A 20,090-nucleotide genomic window follows, 5' to 3' on the forward strand; every position below is an offset into this window, starting at 1 on the left:
AATCCCCCCAAATCCGGTCATGAAAGCCCCCATCCTCACCCCGCTCGCCACCTCCCTGCCCTCGACTGTCCCCTTCACCGGGCCCGAGACGCAAGAGCGCCGCCAAGGCCACCCTTTCATCGCCCGGCTGGGTGCCAACGAAAGCCTGTTCGGCCCCTCCCCCGCCGCGATAAAGGCCATGCAAACCGCCGCGTCCGAGGTCTGGATGTACGGCGACCCCGAGACCCACGCCCTGAAAGCCGGCCTCGCCCAACATCACGGCTGCGCCCCCGAAAACATCGTGGTCGGTGAAGGCATCGACGGCCTCTTGGGCTATCTCGCCCGCCTGATCGTCGAACCCGGCACCCCCGTCGTGACCAGCCTCGGCGCCTATCCCACCTTCAACTTCCACGTCGCAGGCTACGGCGGCACCCTGCACCGCGCGCCCTATAAGGGGGATCATGAAGACCCTGATGCCCTGCTGGATCTCGCCCAGCAAACCCAAGCCCGCATGCTGTACCTCGCCAACCCCGACAACCCGATGGGCAGCCACCACCCAGGACATGCGATCAAAGACCTGCTCGCCAACCTGCCCGCGCAAACCCTGCTAGTGTTGGATGAAGCCTATATTGACCTCGCCCCCGACGGCACCGCGCCCGAGGTCAGTCCAGACACCCCCAACCTGATCCGCTTCAGAACCTTCTCAAAAGCCCACGGCCTCGCGGGCCTGCGGATCGGCTATGCGATCACCTCGGCCCCGCTGGCCACCGCTTTTGATAAGGTGCGCAACCACTTCGGTGTCGGTCGGATCGCGCAAGCAGGTGCCCTCGCGGCATTGCAGGACCAAACCTACCTGACAGAAATCCGCAGCAAAACCGCCACTGCCCGCAGCCGCCTGAACGGCATCGCCCGCGCCCACGGCCTGATCCCGCTCCCCTCGGCCACCAATTTCATCACGATGGACGGCACCCGCGACGGCGACTACGCCCGCCGAATCCTAGCCGAACTTCTGTCGCGGGGTATTTTTGTGCGCATGCCGGGGGTGGCCCCGCTGGATCGCTGCATCCGCGTCAGTCTGGGCAATGAGGCAGCACTGGCGGCGTTTGAAGCCGCCCTGCCCGAGGCCCTTAAAGCCGCAGGCTGATCACTCAGCCGCCAAGCCGGGTGCGGGAGGTGCCGGGCCAGTTGCTGGCCCCAAAGCCGGAGCCGGACCCACAGGCACCTCAGCCGGGCCCAAACGTGGCACGGCGGAGATTTCTTCCAAGGCCAGCAGAGGCCGCGCCGTCGATGCCTCCGCTTCAATCACGCGGCGAAACACCAATACGTTCTGGAAGCTGGTTTTCGTCCCACCCGTGAAGCCCGCGCGCTCATCCACGGGCAGCGTATCGGCGCGGACATAGTCCCAGCCGTCACGGCCCAAATCGTTCATCACAAGCGTCAAGGTCAGCGCGAAACGGTCTTCAATGGTTTTGACCCCGCGCGATTTTTCACCCCGGCGGGGGGCGGGAATCACTTTGTATTCGTAACGCTGCATCGGGTCGCTCCTGAAGATATTGGCGGCATAATACGAAGAACGCCGGGTAAGGCCAATCACAGAAAGGATATTCCGCCCACCGCGCGCGGATTTCGCCACAGCACTAGATGCAGTGGAAGTTTTTGCAAAGTCAGCTAGCCCTTGTCCGAAACCGGTGGCAATTGTGGTGTGTCCAGCCCCGCGAAGGGATGATCCCAAGCAGGCAGCGCGGCAATCCGCCGATACCATGCGTCGATTTGCGGGTAATCCGACATTGGCAGCCCCGCCACATCATTGAACGCCAGATAGCTTGCCATGCGGAAATCAGCATAGCTGAGGCCGCTGTCGAGCAGGTAATCCCGACCCACCAGATGCGCATCCAACTGGCGGCCATGTTCATGGAAATCTGCCAAACCCTGCGCCAGCACCGCCGGGTCAATCGGGCCAAAACCATAGCGCTGCTTGGTGCCACGCTCAAAATGCACCACGTCGCAGGCGTGTACGAAGGTGGCTTTTCCCCAAGAAATCCAACGGATCATCTCGGGCATCTCATCATCTATCCGCCAGAAATTCGAGCCCGCCCGCATCGACAACCGGCAGGCAATCGCATCCGCCTCCCACAGCGAATGGCCGTCCTCCAGCAAGATCGGGATACGCAAGCTTGGGTTCAAGGCTCGGAATTTCGCGCTCTGCGCCGGGTGAAACGGCGAGGCAAATTCAAACACCACATCCGAGCCCAAATACCTCGCCACGGCCACAGCAAGGCGCGGGTTTGGGTTGCGCGAATAAAACAGAATGGCTGTCATAGCTGCCCCCTATTGCCGCAAGATGCGCAAAATCGGCGGTTCAGGCAAAGCAAAAGGGCACCCGTGCAGGTGCCCCATGACAATTTGGGTAGGGCGGGGTTCACCCCGCCAAACTAGGATTAAAGCCCCAGCTTCTGCGCCACCATCGCGTTGACAACCGCCGGATTGGCCTTGCCCCCCGTCGATTTCAGCACTTGCCCGGTGAACCAGCCCGCCAACTTGGCATTGACGCGGGCCTTCTCCACCTGATCGGGGTTGGCCGCGATCAGCGCATCCAAAGCCGCCTCGATCGCGCCGGTATCGGTGACCTGTTGCATGCCGTGCTTGGCCGCCTGTTCCGCAGGATCGCCGCCCGTCGTCCAGATGATCTCGAACAGGTCTTTGGCCATCTTGCCGCTGATGGTGCCCTTGGCGATCAGATCCAGCACACCACCCAGTTGTGTAGTCGACACCGGGCTGTCGGTGATCGCCTTGCCCTCTTTGTTCAGCCGCCCGAACAACTCATTGATCACCCAGTTCGCAGCCTGTTTGCCATCGCGACCCTGCGCCACCGCTTCAAAGAAACCTGCGGATTCCAGATCGGCGGTCAGCACGTTGGCATCATAATCGGTCAGACCGAAATCGCCCATGAACCGCGCCTTCTTGGCATCCGGAAGCTCTGGCATCGACGCCGCGATGTCATCGACCCAAGCCTGCTCAATCTCCAACGGCAGCAGGTCCGGGCAGGGGAAATACCGGTAGTCATGCGCTTCTTCCTTGCTGCGCATTGACCGGGTTTCGTTCTTGTCGGGGTCATAAAGCCGGGTCTCTTGCGTGACCGAACCGCCATCCTCCAGAATGGCGATCTGGCGGCGGGCCTCATAGTCAATCGCCAGCTGAATGAACTTCATCGAGTTCATATTCTTGATCTCGCAGCGGGTTCCAAGATGGCTAAAGTCTTGAGTGGCTTGGTATTTTTCATACTGCCCCACCGGGCAGACCGAGACGTTCACATCCGCGCGCAAGTTGCCGTTTTGCATGTTGCCGTCGCAGGTGCCAAGGTAGCGCAGAATCTGGCGCAGCTTGACGACATAGGCGGCAGCCTCTTCCGGGCCACGAATATCGGGACGGCTGACGATCTCCATCAATGCCACCCCGGTGCGGTTGAAATCGACGAACGACATCGTTGGATCCATGTCGTGGATGGATTTTCCGGCGTCTTGTTCAAGGTGAATCCGCTCGACGCGCACCAGACGGGCGACGCCCGGCGACAGTTCAACCAACACTTCGCCCTCACCCACAATGGGGTGATACAATTGCGAAATCTGATAGCCCTGCGGCAAATCCGGGTAGAAATAGTTCTTGCGATCAAACGCCGAGCGCAGGTTGATCTGCGCCTTCAGCCCCAAGCCCGTGCGCACGGCTTGTTCGATGCAAAATGCGTTGATCACCGGCAGCATCCCCGGCATCGCGGCATCGACAAAGGCGACGTTAGAGTTCGGCTCAGCACCCACTTGCGTCGAGGCCCCCGAAAACAGTTTGGAATTGGAGGACACCTGCGCATGGATTTCCATGCCAATCACCAGCTCCCAATCATGCTTCACACCCGCGATCAGCTTCGGTTTTGGCGCTTCATAGGTCAGATCAAGCATGGCGGGTCTCCGTGGATTTCGCCCCCTGTTTAGGCAGGCGGAGCGGTTGCTGCAAGGGTGACGCGGGCGGAAACCTGCCTATATCGGCCCACACAAGCCCACCAAACTTGCCGTAGGCGCGATTCGCCCTGATACGCGGCGGGTCGCCATGCTGGTGCGGCGCAACTTGTGACGGTCTAATGCGGATCACTTTCCTTTTCGGCGCGGCTTTCTCCCTGTTGTTTTTCGGCTTCACCCCGGCCCTAATGGCCGAGGCTTTGCCCAAAATGCGCTGGGATCACGTCCCCGAAGCGGCAAGCTGGACCAATGCGGCGCTGGTCTCGGTTGAGAAATACGACAGCAAACTGGCAGCCCAAGTCCCCGATGATATCAAAACCTGGTGCCCCGGCTACGAGACTGCCTCGATGGACGACCGCCGCGCTTTTTGGGTTGGCGTGATGTCTGCCGTCGCCAAATACGAAAGCGGCTACAACGCGCGCGCTGCTGGTGCAGGCCGTTATTTCGGCCTGATGCAGATTTCCACGCAAACCGCCAACGCTTATCGCTGTGAGGCGAACACCGGCAAGGCACTCAAAAGCGGTGCCGCCAACCTCGACTGTGCCGTAAAGATCATTGCCCGCCAAGTCGGTCGCGACGGCATGGTCTCGGGCAAAGGCAACCGCGGCGTCGCCCGCGATTGGGGCCCGATGAGCAAAGCCAAGGTCCGCGCCGATATCGCCGCTTGGACCGGCAAGCAGGCCTATTGCGCGATACCCGTCAAGCGAGCATCCGCCCCGCCATCTCAGAAAGATCGCGGCTAAGCCCCGGTGCCGCCAAAATCCGCTGCAATGCGCCGCGCATCATCGCTTGCCGATCCGCGTCATAGCGCGGCCAAGATTCGAACGCCGTCGACATCCGTGAGGCGGTTTGCGGATTGAGTGGGTCAAGTTTGATCAGCCAATCGGCAAGCAGCGCATAACCTGCGCCCCCTTCATGATGAAAGCCTGCATGGTTGCCAGAAAGCGCGCCAATCACCGCGCGGAAGCGGTTGGGGTTTTTCCAGTCGAACTCAGGCCGCGCGGTCAAGCGCCGCACCACCTCGGCCACCGCTTCGGGAGCCGCCGCCGCGACCTGCACTGCGAACCACTTGTCCAGCACCAGACGGTCGCCCTGCCATTTTGTCGCGAAATCAGCCAGTTCAGCCTGCCCCGCGCCGATATCCAGCAAAATCGCCAAACTGCCGAAACTCTCGGTCATGTTATCGGCCGCCGCATAAGCCGCTGCTGCGGCAGCCCCACCCTCCAACCGTGCCAGCAACCCCAAAGCCCCCAACCGCAGCGCCCGTTTGCCCGCAGCCGCAGCATCCGGCGAAAACGCCCCCGGCACCCGGCAGGCCAGTTCCAACCCCGGCAGACCAGCGGCCAAGCGCTGCGCCAAGGCCAAATGCAATGCCCGCTTTGCAAGATAAATCCGTGCCGGATCAGGCACATGACCAGCGGCGTGCAATGTCGCCGCCATGTCGTCTTCCCCCGGCAGTCGCAAACACAGCGCCCGGAACGCCGGGTCTAAGCTGTCATCAAACACCAGGCGCGCCAGCCCATCCAGCAAATCAGCAGCCGGAACCGCGCCGTCCACAATCATCCGCGCCAGCACATCCTTAGCCAAACTGCGCCCCGCCTCCCAGCGATTGAACGGATCGGTGTCATGTGCCAGCAAAAACGCCCGCTCTGCCACAGGCACAGACCGCTCAAGCACCACCGGAGCCGAAAACCCCCGCAAGATCGAAGCCACAGGCCGTGCGGCCAGCCCCTTGAACGCAAAACTCTGCCGCGCTTCTGTCAACTCCAGCACCGTCGTCGGCACCACCTCATCGCCGTTCGGGTTCAAAAGCCCGACCGCGACAGGGATAACCTTAGCCCCCTTCTGCGTCTGCCCCGGCGTGGCCGGGTTCTCTTGTGCCAAAGTCAGTGTATAGGTGCCATCTGCCCAATCCTCGCTCACCGTAACCCGAGGCGTCCCGGCCTCGGTGTACCAGCGCTTGAACTGGCTCAGATCGCGGCCCGTGGTGTCTTCAAACACCGTCAGCCAATCCTCAATCGTCGCCGCCTGCCCGTCGTGGCGGTCAAAATACAGATCCAAAGCGCGGGCATAATCGGCGTCGCCCACCAACCGCTTCAGCATCCCGATCACCTCGGCACCCTTTTCATAGACGGTTGCGGTGTAGAAATTGTTGATTTCGACAAAGCTGTCAGGCCGCACCGCATGCGCCAGTGGCCCACCATCCTCGCGGAACTGGCGGGCGCGCAAGCTTAGCACATCCTCGATCCGCTTCACCGCATGGCTGCGCAAATCGCCCGAGAATTGCTGATCGCGAAACACCGTCAGCCCTTCTTTCAGGCACAGCTGAAACCAATCCCGGCAGGTGATGCGATTGCCGGTCCAGTTGTGAAAATATTCATGCGCAATGATCGCTTCCACCCGGGCAAAGTCATCATCCGTCGCGGTTTCAGGGCTGGCCAGCACGGCCTTAGAGTTGAAAATGTTCAACCCCTTGTTCTCCATCGCGCCCATGTTGAAATCATCGACGGCAACAATGTTAAAGATATCAAGGTCGTAAGCGCGCCCATAAACCCGCTCGTCCCAAGCCATCGAAGCTTTCAGCGCCTGCATCCCCCAGGCACAACGCCCCTCATCCCCCGGCCGTACCCAGATGTTCAGCGCCACATCGCGCCCCTCCATCGTGGTAAACGCGTCGGGATGCGCCCGCAGATCCCCGGCCACCAGCGCGAACAAATAGCTGGGCTTCGGCCAGGGATCATCCCATTCCGCCCATCCCGCGCCCTGCCCGACCGGATTGCCATTTGACAAAAGCACCGGCAGATCGCTTTCAATCCGCACATGAAACCGCGCCATCACATCCGGGCGATCTGGATAATAGGTGATTTTGCGAAAGCCCTCGGCCTCGCATTGGGTGCAATACATGCCCTGCGACATGTAAAGCCCCTCCAGCGCGGTGTTGCCCTCAGGCGCAATCTCGACCTCGGTTTCCAGCACGAATGCGCCTGCTGGCAAAAGCCCATGCGCCAGCGTCAAACCGGTTGCATCGAGGCTTGGCTGCACCGCCCGCCCCTCCACCGCGCAAGATATCAACCGCAGCCCCTCGCCATCCAGCCGCAAATCCTGCCCTCCGACCGCCGCCGGATTGGCCACCAAATGCAGCCGCGCCAAAACCCGCGTGGCCTTCGGATGCAGCCGGAACGTCAGGTCTACCCGCTCCACCAAATGGCTGTAGGGCTGGTAATCGGCCAGTCGAATAATGCGCGGATCAAGAGCGGTCATGGCAGTCTCCTTTGCCACTAAGGTTTCCCAATCACCCTCACTCCGCAAGCCCCAAGCGCAAACCAAGCCATTCACATTGCCTCAAATATCCCCGCCCCAGGCTTCCACCTTGGCCCCGATTCGCGCCAATCATTACTGCAAGCGTACAATTCCAACCCGTAAAGCTGCCGAAGCACAGAAAAAAACACGCCGAAAAACAACTCAATAATCTAAGCATTTCAGCGCATTGCCACCGCCTGTGCCACTGTCTGCCCAGCATCCTCCCTTTACAGCGCCAAATCCTCCGCTATCTCTATGTTCCATGAATGTTCTCATCTGGTTCAAACGCGATCTGCGCGCCCACGACCACCCCGCCCTCAGCCATGCGGCAGGGCTGGGGGCGGTGTTGCCGCTGTATATTGTCGAACCAAACTACTGGACGCTGCCCGACACCTCTGCCCGGCAATGGGCGTTCACGGCAGAATGTCTGGCAGATTTGCGCGCCCAGCTTGCCACCCTTGCAGCCCCCCTGCTGGTGCGCGTCGGCGAAGCCCAGAACGTGCTGGAACGGCTGTGCCGCCAGCACAACATCACCCGCATCGTGTCGCATGAGGAAACCGGCAATGCCTTCACCTATGCCCGCGACCGCACCATCGCGGCTTGGGCGCGCAGTGCGGGCATCATCTGGGATGAGGTGCCACAATCCGGTGTGATCCGTCGCCTTGCAAGCCGTAATCAGTGGCAAAGCCGCCGCGATGCGTTCATGGCAGCGCCCCAGCTTGAACCGCCCGCTCTGAACGCCGTGCCGGGGTTGGAACCCGGCCTGATTCCCACAACCCGCGCCCTGCGGCTGACCGAGGATAAATGCGCGCATCGTCAAATGGGGGGCAGATCACAAGGCATTGATCTTCTAGACTCTTTCCTCACTCAACGTGGGGCACCCTACCGCTCGGCGATGTCCTCGCCTTTGACCGCCGAGCGTGCCTGCTCTCGACTTTCCCCCCACATCGCCCTCGGCAGCCTGTCGCTGCGCGAGGTGGTGCAGGCCACGCAAGCCCGCGCTGCCGAATACCCCGGCGGGCGCTGGGGTGGAGCGCTCAGCAGCTTTCAGGCGCGCTTGGCATGGCGCGATCACTTCATCCAAAAGTTGGAAGATCAGCCCAATATCGAGACCAGCTGCCTGCAATCTTCCGCCGAATTGCTGCGGCGCAGCAGCGACCCTGCACGCCTGCACGCTTGGGAGAATGGCGAGACCGGCCTGCCGTTTCTGGATGCCTGCCTGCGCTATCTGGCGGCCACCGGCTGGCTGAATTTCCGCGCCCGCGCCATGGTGATGGCGTGTGCATCCTATCATCTGTGGCTGGATTGGCGGGTGACGGGGGCGGTGCTTGCGCGCAGATTTACCGATTATGAACCCGGCATCCACTGGCCGCAGGTTCAGATGCAATCGGGCACCACCGGCATCAACATCCCACGCATTTACAACCCGGTAAAACAGGGGTTTGATCAAGACCCAACAGGCGCGTTCACCCGGCGCTGGATTCCCGAATTATCAGCCGTTCCAGATGCTTATCTGCAAGCCCCGTGGCGGTGGTCAGGCGCCGGGCGTGTCTTGGGCCGCCGCTACCCCGAGCCGATTGTCGATGTCACCACCGCTCAACGTGATGCACGCGAGGCGGTTTGGGGGATGCGTCGCAAACCCGCTGCCCGCGCCGAACTGGTTGAGATTATCGAGCGTCATGCCTCCCGCGCGCCCAAACGCACGCAGCCCAGCCACGGCCAGCTCAGTCTCGATCTTTAATGCCAAACCTGCGCAAGCAGGCTGATTTGCCTGTCAAAACCTGCGCCGCCTGGCGACAAGAAAGGCTAAGGCGCAAGGCGTGGGAGAAGATGTGGGATCAGGTGAACTGCTGTTCCGACCGCTGCCGAAATACCAAGGTAAAGCCCCGGCCTTAGACCCCGATAGCCCTGAGATTACAACTTTCGCGCTGCCGCGTCCAACTTAGCCAAAGTGGTCTGCCCCAAAAGATCCGCGCCAAACGCCAGCGCACCTTGGCACATCTCGACACTTGGAAAGGTCATGGTCTGGGTAATCCGCGTGCCGTCAGCCTCAGCCTCCAGCACCACCACAACCTCCATCGGCGGCACGCTGTCGTCATCGCCGTCCAACAGAAATTCCAAACGCTTAAAAGGATCAAACAGCGTGTAACGATGCCGGTTAGCCCAGATTTTTCCATCCGGCCCGGTCATGTCAAACCGCCACAACCCACCTTGCCGCAGGTCGATTTCCTTGGTGACGCAGGAATAGCCCTCTGGCCCAAACCAGCGCGGCAGCATGGCAGGATCGGTCCAGCATTGCCAAACCTTCGCCACGGGTGCTGCGATCAGCCGGGTCAGGATGATCTGTCGATCTTGCATCACTTCAGCCCCTGCGCATATTCCTCCAGTTGGGTAACGACCGTGCCCCAGCCGTCATAAAACCCCATCTGCTTATGGCTTTCCGCCGTCTCTTTGCTGCGATGCCGCGCCACCGCCGTATAGCGGGTGCGGCCGTTGCCGATGTCTTCAAAGGTCAGGATTGCGGTCATAAACGGTTCGGGGTTTGGCCTCCAGCCTTCGGTGTAAGTATCGGTAAACACCAGCTTTTCATTCGGGATCACCTCTAGATAGACCCCGTTGTTTTCCATCTCAGTGCCATCAACATTGAAGGTGGTGTTGCATTTGCCACCGGGTCGCACGTCCAAGGCGCAGGCCGTGACCTTATGCGGCTTGGGCACGAACCAATGCACAAGATGCTCGGGCGTGGTCCAGCAGGTGTACAGAATTTCACGCGGCGCGTTGATCTCGCGCACCAGCACCAGATCGGTTTCGGGGTTCAAATCAAGTTTGCAGTCAGGCGTCATTTTCAGGATTCCTTCATCAATGTAGCAACATAAGCTTCCAAACGGTCAGTCCGCGCCTCCCACATAGCGCGCTGATCGGCCAGCCAGCCTTCGGTGGCGGCCAAGGTTTCAGGGCGCGCACGACACATTCGGGTGCGCCCGGTCTTTTCGGTGCTGATCAAAGCCGCCGCCTCCAGTACACCAAGGTGGCGCATCACTGTCGGCAAAGCCAAGCCCGTGGGCCGCGCCAGTTCAGAGACCGGAATCGCCCCTTGGCCCAAGCGCGCCAAAAAACCGCGCCGGGTCGGATCGGACAAAGCCTGAAAAATCAGCGAAAGGTCGGGATCATGTTTAGCCATATTGCTAAGTAACAGATTTTGGCGCCCAAGGGAATAAAACGTAGCCAAATCACTAAGTTTCATTCCCAACCATTCGCGAAAAGTGTTTTCGCCTTTTGCGAGAAAATCGGGCCCTGCAAAACTTTCCTGCCCGGCGCATTTCTGCTATCGGCTTAAAAAAGCCAAACAGCGAGGGTCCAATGGTTATGCGCGTCACACGGCACGGTTTGCAGGTGGATCAGGTTCTGGCGAGTTTCCTTGAAGCTCACGCCCTGCCGGGCACCGGGGTCTCGGCGGATCAGTTTTGGGCGGGCATGGCCGATCTGGCACAGACCGAAGGGGCTGCGAACCGCAGCCTTCTGGCGAAGCGCGAAACGCTGCAATCCCAGATCGACCGCTGGCACCACAGCCACCGCAACGCCCCGCATGATCCGGTCGCGTATAAAGATTTCCTCAGTGAAATCGGATATTTGCTGCCAGAGGGTGACGATTTTCAAATTGACACCACCAATGTGGATGCCGAGATTGCCCATATCGCAGGCCCGCAGCTGGTGGTACCAATCACCAATGCTCGCTACGCTTTGAACGCCGCCAACGCGCGCTGGGGCAGCCTCTATGACGCATTCTATGGCACCGATGCGATGGGCAGCCCAGCGCCCGCAGGCGGTTACGAGCGTGGTCGCGGTGCCCGCGTTGTCGCCCGCGCGCGGGTGTTTCTGGATGAGGCGTTTCCGATCATCGGCACCAGCCACGCTGATGTGCGGCGCTATTATGTCGCCAACGGCGCGCTGTTGGTCGATGATCTGCCGCTGGTGACGCCTGCAAAATTCGCGGGCTACAGGGGCAATCCGAAAGCCCCGGATTCGGTGCTGCTGGTCAACAATGGGCTGCATGTGGAGCTGGTATTCGACCGTGCCCATCCGATCGGCAGCCGCGATCAGGCGCAACTGGCCGATGTGGTGCTGGAATCGGCGCTGTCGGCCATCATCGATTGCGAGGATTCGGTGGCCTGCGTCGATGGCGAGGATAAAACCCTCGCCTATGCCAACTGGCTGGGGCTGATGCAGGGCACCTTAACGGCTGACCTTGATAAAGGGGGCCGCAAAATCACCCGCGCGCTGAACCCCGACCGCGTCTTCACCGCACCCGATGGCGGCCTGCTGACCGTGAAGGGCCGCGCGCTGCTGTGGATCCGCAATGTTGGCCATCTGATGACCAATCCGGCGATTCTACTGCCCGATGGGTCCGAGATTTTTGAGGGTCTGATGGATGGCCTAATCACCAGCTTGATCGCGATGCATGATCTGAAAAAGACCGAAGGTCTGCGCAATTCGCAATGTGGCTCGGTCTATGTGGTGAAGCCCAAGATGCACGGGCCAGAGGAAGTTGCCTTTGCCGATCAGTGTTTTAGCAAGATTGAAGCGATCCTGGGTCTGCCCGCGAACACGGTTAAGCTGGGCGTGATGGATGAAGAGCGCCGCACCTCGGTCAACCTGAAGGCCTGCATCCGGGCGGCACGCCACCGCCTGGCCTTCATCAACACCGGCTTTCTCGACCGCACCGGCGATGAGATTCACACCTCGATGGAAGCAGGCCCGTTCAGCCGCAAGGATTTCATCAAGCGCAAATCGTGGATTGGTGCCTATGAGAACCAGAATGTCGATATTGGTCTGGAATGTGGTCTGCAAGGGCGCGCGCAAATCGGCAAAGGCATGTGGGCGGCCCCCGATCTGATGGCCGCGATGCTGGAGCAGAAGATCGAACATCCCAAGGCCGGGGCCAGTTGCGCTTGGGTGCCTTCGCCCACGGCGGCGACGCTGCATGTGCTGCATTATCACAAGGTGGATGTGGCGGCGGTGCAGGCCAAGCTGAAAGCAGGCGGGCGGCGCGGCTATGTCGAAACCGTGCTGGAAATCCCCTTGGCGACCTATCAGAAATGGACCGAAGCGCAGGTTTTGCGCGAGGTTGAAAACAACGCCCAAGGTATTCTGGGCTATGTGGTGCGCTGGATTGATCAGGGCGTCGGCTGCTCGAAAGTGCCTGACATCAATGACATAGGCTTAATGGAAGACCGGGCCACCTGCCGGATTTCCGCGCAACACATCGCCAACTGGCTGCATCATGGCATCGTTTCCGCCGCGCAAGTGGACGCCGCGATGCGCAAAATGGCCGCTGTGGTCGATCGCCAAAACGCCAGCGACCCAATTTATCGCCCGATGGCCCCCGGCTTTGACGGCATCGCTTATCAGGCCGCCTGCGATCTGGTGTTCAAGGGCCGCGAACAGCCCTCGGGCTATACCGAACCCGTGCTGCATGCGCGGCGTTTGCAGTTGAAAGCGCGCGGCTGACGGGCGGCTCATCAAGCTTTGCGGCTTGCTTCGCTTCAGCGAAAAGGAACCGCAACGGACGGGTGAGCAGGCCGTGAAGCCAAAGCTCAGCCAATATCCAAAGCCAGCGCGTGAATGCGCTGGTTCAAATCGCCCAGTGCCTTTTGCACCGCCCGATGCCGCGCCACCCGGCCCATCGCGGCCAATTCATCTGCCCGGATCAGCACCGCGTAATGGCTTTCGCCCGAACCATCATCGCCACCATGCCCTGCGTGTTTGTGGCTTTCATTGACCACCTCCAGCCGGGTTGGTGAAAAAGTGATCGTCAGACGCGCAATCAACTCATTCTCAATGCTCATTTTTCGCCTTAGCCCCTTCTATCTGCCGCTCAAACCTCTAATGTCTTGCCTTCAGTTCGGAAAGGCCCCTGCATGTCCACGCGTCCCCCCTTTGAGTTTGATATCCGCGTCTCGTCCGACAAAGCCAAGCGCAAAACCACGCGCCGGGGCATGTCGGGGGCGTTTGAAACCTCGAACAAGGCTTGCGATTATCCGTCTTGCAAGGAAAAGGGGGCCTACCGCGCCCCAAAATCGCCCGACCATCTGGATGAGTATTTCTGGTTTTGCCGCGATCACATCCGCGAGTATAACCTGAAGTGGAATTTCTTCGGCAATGCCACCGATGAAGAATTCCAGAAACTGCTGGAAAAAGACCGTCTGTGGGAGCGTGAGACAAAACCGTTCAGCAAGAAAGATGACGGCAATGCGTGGCACCGCGTCGGCGTCGATGATCCGATGTCTTTGCTGGGCGACAACGCCACCCGCAACCCCGGCAAACCGACCTCAAACGCCACCCGCAAACTGCCCGCAACCGAGCGCAAAGCGGTAGAGATTCTGGAGGCCCGCGACACGTGGACCAAGACCGAAATTCGCAAGCAATACAAAGGCTTGGTGAAGGATCTTCATCCAGATATGAATGGCGGCGATCGCTCGGATGAGGACCGTTTGCAAGAGGTGGTCTGGGCTTGGGATCAGATCAAGGACAGTCGTTACTTCAAGGAGTGACGGCCCGAAAACGGCGGGTTCTACCCCCGCCGCACGAAGCCATATTTCAACAACCAGATCGCAATCCGCTCGACCGGCGCGCCCTTCAGACCCGACCCGGCCTCTAGCTGCGCCAGATCACAGCCCGTAGGCCCGGCCGCAATCACCGCCCGCAGCACTTGCGCGATCTGTTCGGGGGCAGCGAACACCCGCTTCAAACCCTGATAATTCCGCGTTGCCAGCACCTCGGTCAGGCTGGGGCGTCCGGTTGGATCGGCCAGCACCAGCCGGGTTTTGGCGAACGTCACCTGCTCGGTCGGATAGCTGCCAAACAGATGCATCGGCGAGGGGGCAATCGGCAGCACGTCAGCCTTATAGCGCAATGACCGTGCGGAGCCAGCCTTGCGGCGTGCGTCCTGCGCGCCCCACAGCGCCTGCATCTGCGGCACCACCCGTGCCCAATCATAAAGCGCCTGCACCCGTGCGCGGCCCGCAGCCCCCATACGGCGGCGCAGATCCGGGTCGCGCGCCAACTGCAAAATGCGCGCGGTCAGTTCGGGCAAATCCAACTCGGTCAGCGCAGAAGTCGAGGCGCAATACTGCACATAGCTGTCGGTGCCGCCTTGATAGCGCAAAGCCTCTTGCGCGTAATACTGCCCCGGCAGCGTGCGGGTGGTGATGCGGAAACCGACATCTGGCGACACCGTATCTTTCATACCGTCCCAGTCAGACACCAACAAAGGCAGCCCTGCCGCCATGCCCTCTAAAGGCGCAAGGCCAAAGGTTTCCTGAATGTTATCAATCAGGAACATGAACACATCCGCACCGGACAAAGCCGACTTGCGGTCATCCGCGGACGCGCCATCCAGCAAAGCAAAGCCCACATCCGGCATCAGCTTGGCGGCACCTTCGGTGAAAACCTTGCGGGAATAATCATCGCGGAACTGGCCGCAGAAGACGACGAACAGTTTTTGCCCCGGCAACTGCCGTTGGGCTGCCTGCATCGCCAGATAGATCGGCAGGGGGTCAAATTTCTCATGCGGGGTCAGCCGCGCGATGCTGGTGAACACCACATCCTGCGGCCCTGCGCCAAGCTTTTCACGCAGGGCGGCCCCCTTGCCAGCATCGGGTTCAAAATCCGCACAATGCACGCCCAAAGGGATCACCGGCAGCATCGGGCGCGGCGGGGGCACCGCTTTCAGATGCGCGCGCATATGCTCATCAATCCGGTCCATCTGATAGCTCACCGAACTTAGCACCGATTGGCTGGTGCAAATCACTGCATCCCATTCGGTCACAGGTGCCATCCGCAGATCGAAAAACCCCTGCATCACCGCATGGGTGGAAGTCGTATGGGTAATCCCGCAAATCGACCACGCCGCGGTGCCATAGACCGCGCGCCGCCAGCTTTCCTGAATGTAATTCGGGCTGGGGAAAAACACCGTCTGCACGGGCGCAATCGCATTGGGCCGCAGCAATGGCGCATGACGCACCGTTTTGCCGGGCCGCAACTCGGCAGCCAAGGCTTTCACCGGTTCAATTTCTCCGGCCCCGTGCGACAGCAGCACGAATTCTTCAACCTCGGCGTGGCGCAAAAAGCCCTTCAGAAACGACTCTCCCGCCACCCTGCGGCCATTGATGCCCTTGGCAGCTGGATCAAACCCATCCTGCGCATACCAAATCGCCGCGTTGCGCCCGGCATCTCTGTTTGGAACCCCGCTCATTTCTGCACCATCCACAGCCACGGCGTCGGCCCCGATCGCCATTCCCACAACGCCACCAGCCGATCCAGATCAGACAACGCCTCCATCCAATCGGGCAGCCCAGAATCGTCCAACCGCCGCCCGATCACCCGGATATGGTGCGTCGCCCTAAACCGCTCCACCAGCAGATGGCTAAGCCCGTGCTGAATGCAGTCATGCGCCTCAACCAGAATATCCGCAGACCGCAGGCCTGGCGCGCGGACAGGGTCCAGCAACGCGCCCTCCGCCCCTTCAATGTCGCAAACCACCAGGGTTTTTTGCGCCTGACACAGATCGAAATCAGCATGGTCGAGCAGCCCGCCAATTTCCACCCGCTCCGCCACACCATTCGCCGCAGCCAGTGCGGCACACAACGCCTGCGCTTTGGGATTGGCATCGCGCGCCAGCACCCGCGCCTTTGGCAGCCGCCGCGCCAGACCCACCGCGTAATAGCCCTCAGCCGAGCCGAGGTCGATCACCACCGGATAGGCTTTGGTGACAATCTCCTCGATCACCGGGGCCAAACTTGCCTCATAGGCCCCCAGCAACCGGCACGAGCGCGAGCCTTCCGAGGCCCGCACCGGATACTCCATGCCCTTGAACGGCCCCGACAAAACCTTTGTCCCTGAACGCTCGACCAAAGTATTCGAGATCAACTCCGACCGCCACTTCGCCAAATGCCGGAACGCCTGCTCCAGCCGCGCGACATCCGCAGGCCCATCCAGCAGGCGCTTCAGCGTGTCGGTCGCGGAGATCGTCAAAAGCGAGGCTGGTTTGGCCAATTCAGGCACTCCGAACAAAGCACGGGCATCTTCCCACTTGGCCCTATCGGTAAACGTGCCGCAATCGCCTGTCTATCCCGCCCACCGCAGGCAGGCACAAATTTCCCGGCTCGGGTCAGGCGGGCAAAAACTTCAGCGCCACGCCATTCATGCAATAGCGCAACCCCGTGGGCGGCGGGCCATCGTTGAACACATGCCCCAGATGCCCGCCACACCGGCGGCAATGCACTTCAGTGCGGGTAGAGAACAGCGTGTTATCCTCTTTGGTGCCAATCGCCCCATCAATCGGCTTGTAAAACGACGGCCAGCCCGTGCCAGACTCAAACTTGGTGTCCGACGCATACACGGGCAAATCGCAGCCCGCACACAGGAACGTGCCGCGGCGGTGCTCATCATTCAATGGGCTGGACCCCGCGCGTTCGGTCTCCTCGTCGCGCAGCACGGCATAGGCAGCATCACCCAACTTGGCGCGCCATGCGGCCTCGGTCAAAGTCACTTCAAACGTCTCAGCCCGCAACGGCTGCGCGAAAGCAAGCAGGGCAACAGAGCCTAAAAAACTGCGGCGGCGCATGGCAATTCTCCCATAATGTTTGACGATTGTATCCTAACAACGCGGCCGCGTGCCGATAAGTTTCAGCATCTCACACAGAAGAGAAATCGCGTGATCCCTTGCCCTTGCAGCCCTGCCCGTTATGTTCCACTAAAGAGCAGGATCGCGGGCCAAAGCCCGCCAGTTTGATATGGGCTAAAGGCAATGGCAGATACGATTATGAAACCCACCGAAGAAATCTCGGTTCGCGATGTCTTTGGCATCGACACCGATATGAAGGTGAAGGGCTTCGTAGACGGCACCGACCGGGTGCCCGCGATTGATCCCACCTACAAATTTGACCCAGATACCACTTTGGCGATCCTCGCAGGCTACGCCTACAACCGCCGCGTGATGATCCAAGGCTATCATGGCACCGGCAAATCGACACATATCGAGCAAGTCGGCGCACGGCTGAACTGGCCAACGGTGCGGGTGAACCTCGATTCACACATCTCCCGCATCGACCTGATCGGCAAAGACGCGATCAAGCTGCGCGACGGCAAGCAAGTCACCGAGTTTCACGAAGGCATCCTGCCTTGGGCGCTGCGCAATCCGGTTGCGATTGTGTTTGATGAATACGATGCAGGCCGCCCTGACGTGATGTTCGTCATCCAGCGCGTGCTAGAGCATGACGGCAAGCTGACGCTGCTCGATCAAAACGAAATCATCACCCCGCATCCGTGCTTCCGCCTGTTCGCCACCGCCAACACCGTGGGGCTTGGCGACACGACGGGCCTCTACCACGGCACCCAGCAAATCAACCAAGCCCAGATGGACCGTTGGTCGCTGGTCGCAAGCCTGAACTACCTCAGCCACGACGCCGAAGCGGCCATCGTTTTGGCCAAGCGCCCGCACTACAACACCGAAAAAGGCCGTAAAGTGATCAGCCAGATGGTCACCGTCGCCGACCTGACCCGCACCGCGTTTATGAACGGCGACCTCTCGACCGTCATGTCGCCCCGTACCGTGCTGAACTGGGCCGAAAACGCCGAGATCTTCCGCAACGTAGGCTACGCCTTCCGCCTGTCGTTCCTGAACAAATGCGATGAGTTAGAGCGCAGCACGGTGGCCGAATTCTACCAGCGCTGTTTTGCCGAGGAACTGCCCGAGTCTGCGGCAAGCATGGCGATGAAGTAATGTGGGGTGGGGTTCCACCCCACCTTCCCGAAGCGGTGGGGTAAAACCCCAGCCTACGACTTGGACGGATCATGACCAAACCCACCGACAACCCCGCCGATCCGTTCAAGAAGGCCCTCGCCGAGGCCACCAAGACCATGGCCAACGATCCCGAAATGACGGTGACCTATTCGGTCGATCCGGCGGGGATGAACAAAGAAGGCATCCGCCTGCCGCAAGTCAGCCGCCGTATGACACGCGACGAGGTTTTGCTCGCCCGTGGCACCGCCGACGCGTTCGCGCTGCGCCGCAAATTCCACAATGAGACCACCGCGACGAAATACGCCCCCTCAGGGCCGCTCGCCCGTGAAATCTATGATGCGATGGAAACGGCGCGCTGCGAGGCCGTCGGCGCCCGCGCCATGCCCGGCACCGCAGGCAACATCGACGCAAAAATCGCCTATGAAGCTGATCGCAAAGGCTATTCCAGCATCACCAAGCGCGAGGATGCGCCGCTTTCCGTCGCCGCAGGTTTCCTCGTCCGCCATCTTGCCACCGGCCGCGATCTGCCCAAGGGTGCGGCCAACGTCATGGAAATGTGGCGAGATTTCATCGAAGGCCAAGCCGCTGGCACCCTGAACAATCTCGACACGGTGCTTGATAACCAAGCCGCTTTCGCCCGCCTTGCCCGCAAGGTGATCGCTGATCTCGGCTACGGCGACCAATTGGGCGACGACCCTGATCAGCCCGATGAGGACGAGTCTGGCGACGAAGCGCAAGAAGACCAAGACGCGCCCGACAGCGAAGGCTCGGATGAACAGGATTCGGAAGACAGCGAAGCTTCGCCCGAACAATCCCAAGAAGACCAGCAAGACCAATCCCAAGCGCAAGTCACCATGGAAGACTCGGCGGATATGGAGCAGGGCGACGAGGCCGAACTGCCCGAAGGCGAAGCCCCGCTTGATCCGCCACCGCCCGCGCCCTACTCCGACGCAGACCCAAACTACGCCGTCTACACCACGGATTTTGATGAGGAAATCCGCGCCGAAGACCTCGCCGAACCGGCTGAACTTGAACGCCTGCGCGCTTACCTCGATCAGCAGTTGGAACCCTTGAAAGGTGCCGTCAGCCGCCTGGCCAACAAACTGCAACGCCGCCTGCAAGCCCAACAAAACCGTTCTTGGCTGTTCGATCTGGAAGAAGGCACACTTGATGCAGGCCGCCTCGCCCGTGTCATCGCCAACCCCACCACCCCCCTGTCGTTCAAACAGGAAAAAGACACCGAATTCCGCGACACCTGCGTGACGCTGCTCATCGACAACTCCGGCTCGATGCGCGGCCGCCCGATCTCCATCGCCGCAATCTGCGCCGATGTATTGGCGCGCACGCTGGAACGCTGCTCGGTCAAGGTCGAAATCCTCGGCTTCACCACCCGCGCGTGGAAAGGTGGCCAATCGCGCGAGCGTTGGCTGGCCCAAGGTCGCGCCCAACAACCGGGTCGGCTGAACGATCTGCGCCACATCATCTACAAATCCGCCGACGCCCCATGGCGTCGCGTGCGCCCCAACCTGGGCCTGATGATGAAAGAGGGTCTGCTGAAGGAAAACATCGACGGTGAAGCCTTGGAATGGGCACACCGCCGCATGATGGCCCGTCCCGAAACCCGCCGCATCCTGATGGTGATTTCCGATGGCGCGCCCGTCGATGACAGTTCCCTGTCGGTGAACCCCGCGAATTTTCTTGAAAAACACCTGCGTGACGTGATCGCCATGGTAGAGCGCAAGAAGGCGGTCGAGTTGATCGCCATCGGCATCGGCCATGACGTGACCCGCTATTACCAACGCGCCGTCACCATCACCGATGTCGAACAACTGGCGGGGGCGATGACAGAACAACTCGCCGGGCTGTTCGAGCTGGACCCGCGCAAACGCGCCAAGGCCTTGGGGATGCGGAAAGCGGGGTAAACGGGGGCACGCCGCCTCGGCCTGCGCGCAGGTCATTTTGGTCCAAGGCCAAACTGACCAACCCGAGGATATTTGATC

The 20,090-nt window shown here is 60.6% G+C and carries 19 protein-coding genes; 8 read left to right on the forward strand and 11 right to left on the reverse strand.

The genetic code is table 11. From position 1 onward, the window contains the following. Window positions 1-19: 19 nt before the first annotated feature. Window positions 20-1,123, forward strand: coding sequence for a pyridoxal phosphate-dependent aminotransferase (locus Q7V03_RS09525; protein WP_304925361.1), 1,104 nt, complete (start codon window positions 20-22; stop codon window positions 1,121-1,123). Here the strand turns inward: Q7V03_RS09525 and Q7V03_RS09530 are convergent, their stop codons facing one another. The 3 genes from Q7V03_RS09530 to gatB form a co-directional block, all read right to left on the reverse strand. Further along, a complete protein-coding gene (locus tag Q7V03_RS09530) occupies window positions 1,124-1,513 on the reverse strand; it encodes a DUF4177 domain-containing protein (RefSeq protein WP_304925362.1) in 390 nt (129 codons plus the stop codon). A 134-nt stretch (window positions 1,514-1,647) separates the two neighbouring features. Further along, on the reverse strand, window positions 1,648-2,298 hold the full coding sequence (locus Q7V03_RS09535) for a glutathione S-transferase family protein (RefSeq protein WP_304925363.1): 651 nt from the start codon (window positions 2,296-2,298) through the stop codon (window positions 1,648-1,650). 119 nt (window positions 2,299-2,417) lie between these two features. Continuing rightward, entirely contained in the window at window positions 2,418-3,929 is a 1,512-nt protein-coding gene (gene gatB / locus Q7V03_RS09540) for an Asp-tRNA(Asn)/Glu-tRNA(Gln) amidotransferase subunit GatB (RefSeq protein WP_304925364.1), read from the reverse strand. A 179-nt stretch (window positions 3,930-4,108) separates the two neighbouring features. On the opposite strand from gatB, the gene Q7V03_RS09545 reads away from it, so the two are divergent. Next, window positions 4,109-4,729, forward strand: a complete 621-nt coding sequence (locus Q7V03_RS09545) for a transglycosylase SLT domain-containing protein (RefSeq protein WP_304925365.1) — start codon at window positions 4,109-4,111, stop codon at window positions 4,727-4,729. Here the strand turns inward: Q7V03_RS09545 and pepN are convergent. Beyond that, window positions 4,686-7,247: an aminopeptidase N gene (gene pepN / locus Q7V03_RS09550; RefSeq protein ID WP_304925366.1), complete on the reverse strand. Its 2,562-nt coding sequence runs from the start codon at window positions 7,245-7,247 to the stop codon at window positions 4,686-4,688. The genes Q7V03_RS09545 and pepN overlap by 44 nt on opposite strands. Before the next feature lie 301 nt (window positions 7,248-7,548). Here pepN and Q7V03_RS09555 point away from each other — a divergent pair, with 301 nt between their 5' ends. Together Q7V03_RS09555 and Q7V03_RS09560 are read left to right on the forward strand one after the other, a co-directional pair. Then, the gene (locus Q7V03_RS09555) at window positions 7,549-9,027 is read left to right on the forward strand and encodes an FAD-binding domain-containing protein (protein ID WP_304925367.1); all 1,479 of its coding nucleotides are present in this window, start codon (window positions 7,549-7,551) and stop codon (window positions 9,025-9,027) included. Then, a complete protein-coding gene (locus Q7V03_RS09560) occupies window positions 9,027-9,182 on the forward strand; it encodes a DUF2256 domain-containing protein (protein WP_304925368.1) in 156 nt (51 codons plus the stop codon). The genes Q7V03_RS09555 and Q7V03_RS09560 overlap by 1 nt, the downstream gene beginning before the upstream one ends. A gap of 18 nt (window positions 9,183-9,200) precedes the next feature. On the opposite strand, the gene Q7V03_RS09565 is transcribed toward Q7V03_RS09560, so the two are convergent. From Q7V03_RS09565 to Q7V03_RS09575, 3 genes are read right to left on the reverse strand one after another with little or no spacing between them, the layout of a single operon-like run. Next, a complete protein-coding gene (locus Q7V03_RS09565) occupies window positions 9,201-9,644 on the reverse strand; it encodes an SRPBCC domain-containing protein (protein WP_304925369.1) in 444 nt (147 codons plus the stop codon). Then, entirely contained in the window at window positions 9,644-10,129 is a 486-nt protein-coding gene (locus Q7V03_RS09570; RefSeq protein ID WP_304925370.1) for an SRPBCC family protein, read from the reverse strand. Before Q7V03_RS09570 ends, Q7V03_RS09565 begins: the two co-directional genes overlap by 1 nt. Before the next feature lie 2 nt (window positions 10,130-10,131). Next, a complete protein-coding gene (locus Q7V03_RS09575; protein WP_304925371.1) occupies window positions 10,132-10,467 on the reverse strand; it encodes a helix-turn-helix transcriptional regulator in 336 nt (111 codons plus the stop codon). A 179-nt stretch (window positions 10,468-10,646) separates the two neighbouring features. Between Q7V03_RS09575 and Q7V03_RS09580 the strand changes: the two genes are divergently transcribed. Next, window positions 10,647-12,794 carry a malate synthase G gene (locus Q7V03_RS09580; protein ID WP_304925372.1) on the forward strand — a complete coding sequence of 716 codons (2,148 nt, stop codon included), beginning with the start codon at window positions 10,647-10,649 and terminating at the stop codon, window positions 12,792-12,794. 86 nt (window positions 12,795-12,880) lie between these two features. Here the strand turns inward: Q7V03_RS09580 and Q7V03_RS09585 are convergent, their stop codons facing one another. Next, complete coding sequence (locus Q7V03_RS09585; RefSeq protein ID WP_304925373.1) at window positions 12,881-13,132, reverse strand: BolA family transcriptional regulator; 252 nt, start codon at window positions 13,130-13,132, stop codon at window positions 12,881-12,883. 72 nt (window positions 13,133-13,204) lie between these two features. Here Q7V03_RS09585 and Q7V03_RS09590 point away from each other — a divergent pair, with 72 nt between their 5' ends. Further along, the gene (locus Q7V03_RS09590) at window positions 13,205-13,837 is read left to right on the forward strand and encodes a DnaJ domain-containing protein (protein ID WP_304925374.1); all 633 of its coding nucleotides are present in this window, start codon (window positions 13,205-13,207) and stop codon (window positions 13,835-13,837) included. Window positions 13,838-13,857: 20 nt separating this feature from the next. On the opposite strand, the gene Q7V03_RS09595 is transcribed toward Q7V03_RS09590, so the two are convergent. From Q7V03_RS09595 to msrB, 3 genes are all read right to left on the reverse strand, one after another. After that, window positions 13,858-15,540, reverse strand: a complete 1,683-nt coding sequence (locus tag Q7V03_RS09595) for a glycosyltransferase family 4 protein (RefSeq protein ID WP_304925375.1) — start codon at window positions 15,538-15,540, stop codon at window positions 13,858-13,860. Then, the gene (locus Q7V03_RS09600; RefSeq protein ID WP_304925376.1) at window positions 15,537-16,340 is read right to left on the reverse strand and encodes a hypothetical protein; all 804 of its coding nucleotides are present in this window, start codon (window positions 16,338-16,340) and stop codon (window positions 15,537-15,539) included. Before Q7V03_RS09600 ends, Q7V03_RS09595 begins: the two co-directional genes overlap by 4 nt. 115 nt (window positions 16,341-16,455) lie before the next feature. Further along, window positions 16,456-16,911 (reverse strand): peptide-methionine (R)-S-oxide reductase MsrB, encoded by a 456-nt coding sequence (gene msrB / locus Q7V03_RS09605; protein WP_304925377.1) that lies wholly within the window; start codon window positions 16,909-16,911, stop codon window positions 16,456-16,458. A 183-nt stretch (window positions 16,912-17,094) separates the two neighbouring features. Between msrB and cobS the strand changes: the two genes are divergently transcribed. Together cobS and cobT are read left to right on the forward strand one after the other, a co-directional pair. Next, window positions 17,095-18,069: a cobaltochelatase subunit CobS gene (cobS, locus tag Q7V03_RS09610; protein WP_304925378.1), complete on the forward strand. Its 975-nt coding sequence runs from the start codon at window positions 17,095-17,097 to the stop codon at window positions 18,067-18,069. A gap of 71 nt (window positions 18,070-18,140) precedes the next feature. Then, window positions 18,141-20,012 carry a cobaltochelatase subunit CobT gene (gene cobT / locus Q7V03_RS09615; protein ID WP_304925379.1) on the forward strand — a complete coding sequence of 624 codons (1,872 nt, stop codon included), beginning with the start codon at window positions 18,141-18,143 and terminating at the stop codon, window positions 20,010-20,012. The last annotated feature ends 78 nt before the right edge of the window (window positions 20,013-20,090 follow it).

Source organism: Cypionkella sp. (assembly GCF_030652235.1).
In the GTDB taxonomy this organism is placed as follows: domain Bacteria; phylum Pseudomonadota; class Alphaproteobacteria; order Rhodobacterales; family Rhodobacteraceae; genus Cypionkella.

Coding starts and splice junctions, on each gene's coding strand:
- Q7V03_RS09525 (WP_304925361.1), top strand. CDS start 20: ATGAAAGCCCCCATCCTCACCCCGCTCGCCACCTCCCTGCCCTCGACT.
- Q7V03_RS09530 (WP_304925362.1), bottom strand. CDS start 1,513: ATGCAGCGTTACGAATACAAAGTGATTCCCGCCCCCCGCCGGGGTGAA.
- Q7V03_RS09535 (WP_304925363.1), bottom strand. CDS start 2,298: ATGACAGCCATTCTGTTTTATTCGCGCAACCCAAACCCGCGCCTTGCT.
- gatB (WP_304925364.1), bottom strand. CDS start 3,929: ATGCTTGATCTGACCTATGAAGCGCCAAAACCGAAGCTGATCGCGGGT.
- Q7V03_RS09545 (WP_304925365.1), top strand. CDS start 4,109: ATGCGGATCACTTTCCTTTTCGGCGCGGCTTTCTCCCTGTTGTTTTTC.
- pepN (WP_304925366.1), bottom strand. CDS start 7,247: ATGACCGCTCTTGATCCGCGCATTATTCGACTGGCCGATTACCAGCCC.
- Q7V03_RS09555 (WP_304925367.1), top strand. CDS start 7,549: ATGAATGTTCTCATCTGGTTCAAACGCGATCTGCGCGCCCACGACCAC.
- Q7V03_RS09560 (WP_304925368.1), top strand. CDS start 9,027: ATGCCAAACCTGCGCAAGCAGGCTGATTTGCCTGTCAAAACCTGCGCC.
- Q7V03_RS09565 (WP_304925369.1), bottom strand. CDS start 9,644: ATGCAAGATCGACAGATCATCCTGACCCGGCTGATCGCAGCACCCGTG.
- Q7V03_RS09570 (WP_304925370.1), bottom strand. CDS start 10,129: ATGACGCCTGACTGCAAACTTGATTTGAACCCCGAAACCGATCTGGTG.
- Q7V03_RS09575 (WP_304925371.1), bottom strand. CDS start 10,467: ATGGCTAAACATGATCCCGACCTTTCGCTGATTTTTCAGGCTTTGTCC.
- Q7V03_RS09580 (WP_304925372.1), top strand. CDS start 10,647: ATGGTTATGCGCGTCACACGGCACGGTTTGCAGGTGGATCAGGTTCTG.
- Q7V03_RS09585 (WP_304925373.1), bottom strand. CDS start 13,132: ATGAGCATTGAGAATGAGTTGATTGCGCGTCTGACGATCACTTTTTCA.
- Q7V03_RS09590 (WP_304925374.1), top strand. CDS start 13,205: ATGTCCACGCGTCCCCCCTTTGAGTTTGATATCCGCGTCTCGTCCGAC.
- Q7V03_RS09595 (WP_304925375.1), bottom strand. CDS start 15,540: ATGAGCGGGGTTCCAAACAGAGATGCCGGGCGCAACGCGGCGATTTGG.
- msrB (WP_304925377.1), bottom strand. CDS start 16,911: ATGCGCCGCCGCAGTTTTTTAGGCTCTGTTGCCCTGCTTGCTTTCGCG.
- cobS (WP_304925378.1), top strand. CDS start 17,095: ATGGCAGATACGATTATGAAACCCACCGAAGAAATCTCGGTTCGCGAT.
- cobT (WP_304925379.1), top strand. CDS start 18,141: ATGACCAAACCCACCGACAACCCCGCCGATCCGTTCAAGAAGGCCCTC.